This window comes from Cupriavidus sp. R6-3, assembly GCF_059772245.1.
This window is the reverse complement of sequence record NZ_JCBAJO010000405.1, coordinates 1-2,293: the sequence shown is the minus strand read 5'-3', so window position 1 is coordinate 2,293 and position 2,293 is coordinate 1. Positions and strand designations below refer to the sequence as shown.

At 70.6% G+C, this 2,293-nt stretch carries 3 protein-coding genes; 1 reads left to right on the top strand and 2 read right to left on the bottom strand.

Annotated elements, in window-relative coordinates:
• Window positions 1–373, bottom strand: a 373-nt coding sequence (gene tsaB / locus AC6EI8_RS26145; RefSeq protein WP_498383342.1) for a tRNA (adenosine(37)-N6)-threonylcarbamoyltransferase complex dimerization subunit type 1 TsaB, incomplete at its 3' end; no start/stop codon positions are given.
• Window positions 374–491: 118 nt separating this feature from the next.
• Here tsaB and AC6EI8_RS26140 point away from each other — a divergent pair.
• Window positions 492–761 carry an acyl-CoA-binding protein gene (locus AC6EI8_RS26140; RefSeq protein WP_149319058.1) on the top strand — a complete coding sequence of 90 codons (270 nt, stop codon included), beginning with the start codon at window positions 492–494 and terminating at the stop codon, window positions 759–761.
• A 167-nt stretch (window positions 762–928) separates the two neighbouring features.
• Here the strand turns inward: AC6EI8_RS26140 and AC6EI8_RS26135 are convergent.
• Window positions 929–2,293, bottom strand: a 1,365-nt coding sequence (locus AC6EI8_RS26135) for a DHA2 family efflux MFS transporter permease subunit (RefSeq protein WP_498383341.1), incomplete at its 5' end; no start/stop codon positions are given.

The following is a 2,293-nucleotide window of genomic DNA, read 5'->3' as shown; positions in this document are numbered from 1 at the left end:
GCGGCTGGTCCGTGGCGTCGCCCTCCAGCGCGGCCCCGGGCACCCCGCGCACGCGTTCGGCGCAGGCCATCAGCGTATTGACGGGCACGACCGGCAGATCGGCGCCGAAGGCCAGCCCCTGCGCGATGCCGCAGGCGGTGCGCAGGCCGGTAAACGAGCCCGGGCCGGCGCCGAAGGCGATCGCGGCGCAATCGGCCAGCCGGATGCCGGCCTCGGCCAGCAGTTCGCCGGCGGCGGGCAGGACCCGGCCCGACGAGCGCGGGCCGGTCTGTTCGTGGCGGGCCAGGCAGCGCAGGCCGCCGGTCGGCGAGGCGTGTCCGAGCGCGACGGAACACCACTCGGTGGAGGTTTCAACGGCAAGAATCCATGACATGCCGCGATTGTATCCGCTGGCCACGGAACCGAAGCCGCCCTCGGTTTTTTCCGGGCGGGTTTGGCGGCCCGGGGGCTATCATCGCGGGTCCATCTCCCTCACCGTCCCGGAGTCCCCCATGAGCGACCTGCAACAGCGCTTCGAGCAAGCGCAGAACGACGTCAAGCAACTGCCCGAACGCCCCAGCAACATGACGCTGCTGCGCCTGTACGCGCTGTTCAAGCAAGGCAGCGAGGGCGACGTCCATGGCGACAAGCCGGGCATGACCGACTTCGTCGGGCGCTACAAGTTCGAGGCCTGGGAAACGCTGAAGGGCACCAGCCAGGAAGAGGCGATGCAGAAGTACATCGAGCTGGTGGAGGAGCTGAAGTCCGGCGCGGCCAGCTGAGCCAGCGCCGCGCCGCCGCCTTCGCGCGCTGTCTTCTTCGCGCGGACATCCCCGCGCCGCCGTCCCCGCCCTGCCATCCCTTGCGCCGACGGGGACCCGGCGGCTTCCACGCGAGACAGCCAGCACGGTGCGCCCGCTGCGTTCGCGGGCGCGACAGACATCAGGCGCTACTGCCCCACCCGCTCCGGCTGCTGCCGCGGCCGGATCCGCCAGGCGGCCAGGATCGCGGTCGCAATCACCAGCCCCACCGCCAGGAAGGTCTCGTCGAACGCGCGGATGCGCGCCGCGGCATCGGCCCCGGCCTGATTGCCGGCCAGCAGCGCGCCGTGCGACTCCAGCCGCCATTGCAGGCCGACCCCGGCCAGGCTGACACCGATGGCACCACCCAGCTGCCGCACGAAGTTGATCACGCTGGACCCCTGCGCGATCAGCGAAAAATCGACGCCCCGCATCGCGCCCAGCGACAGCGACGGCAGGATGCAGCCCAGGCCGATACGCCCCAGCACCGCCAGCGCCACCAGCACCACATAGGGCGTCGTCAGCGAGCCCAGCGCCATCAGCAGGAAGGACGCGGCCAGCAGCGCCAGCCCCGCCGACACCTGGATATGCGGCGGCACGCGGCTGGTCAGCCGGCCGGCCGCGGCGATGGTCACCGCCAGCGCGATCCCCGCCGGCAGCAGCACGAAGCCCGCCTGCGACGGCGAGTACTGCAGCGCCATCTGCATATAGACCGGCAGCAGATAGGTCGAACCGAACAGCCCGGCGCCATAGATGAAGGCCACCACCGCGCCGGCCGAGAACTGCCGATAGCTGTACAGCCGCATGTTCATCAGCGGGTCCGAGGCGCGCAGCTGCCACAGCACGAACAGCACCAGCAGCAGCACGCCCAGGCCCGACAGCAGCAGGCCGGTGACGGTGTCCTCGCGCAGCTCGACCAGGCCGTTGAGCAGCATCACCGTGGCGACGCCGGCCAGCGCCAGGCCCTGCCAGTCGAGCGGCTTGCGCTCGCCCATCATCGCGGAATCGATCGCCATGAAGCGGCGCGCCATCAGTCCGGCGACGATGGTCAGCGGCACCACCACGAAGAAGATCGAGCGCCAGCCGAACGATTCGACCAGGAAGCCGCCCAGGCTCGGCCCCAGCGCCGGCGCCAGCACCACGCCGAAGCCGAACATGCCCATCGCCCTGCCCTGCTCGCGTTCCTCGAACACGCGCAGGATCAGGATATTGGGCAGCGGCTGCATGATGCCGGCGGCCACGCCTTCGGCCACGCGCATCGCGATCATCACGCCATAGGTCGGCGAGAAGCCGCCGACCAGCCCGCCGACGCCGAGCAGCACGGCGGCGCCAAGAAAGGTGCGGCGCAGGCCGTAGCGGTTCAGCAGCCACGGCGTCAGCAGCATCGCCAGCGTCATCGCGATCATGAAGCTGGCCGCGACCCATTGCGCGCGCTCCTGCCCGAGGCCGAAATGCCGGCTCAGGTCCGGCACCGCGACATTGACGATGGTCGACGACACGATCGAGGACATCGT

Coding starts and splice junctions, on each gene's coding strand:
- AC6EI8_RS26140 (WP_149319058.1), top strand. CDS start 492: ATGAGCGACCTGCAACAGCGCTTCGAGCAAGCGCAGAACGACGTCAAG.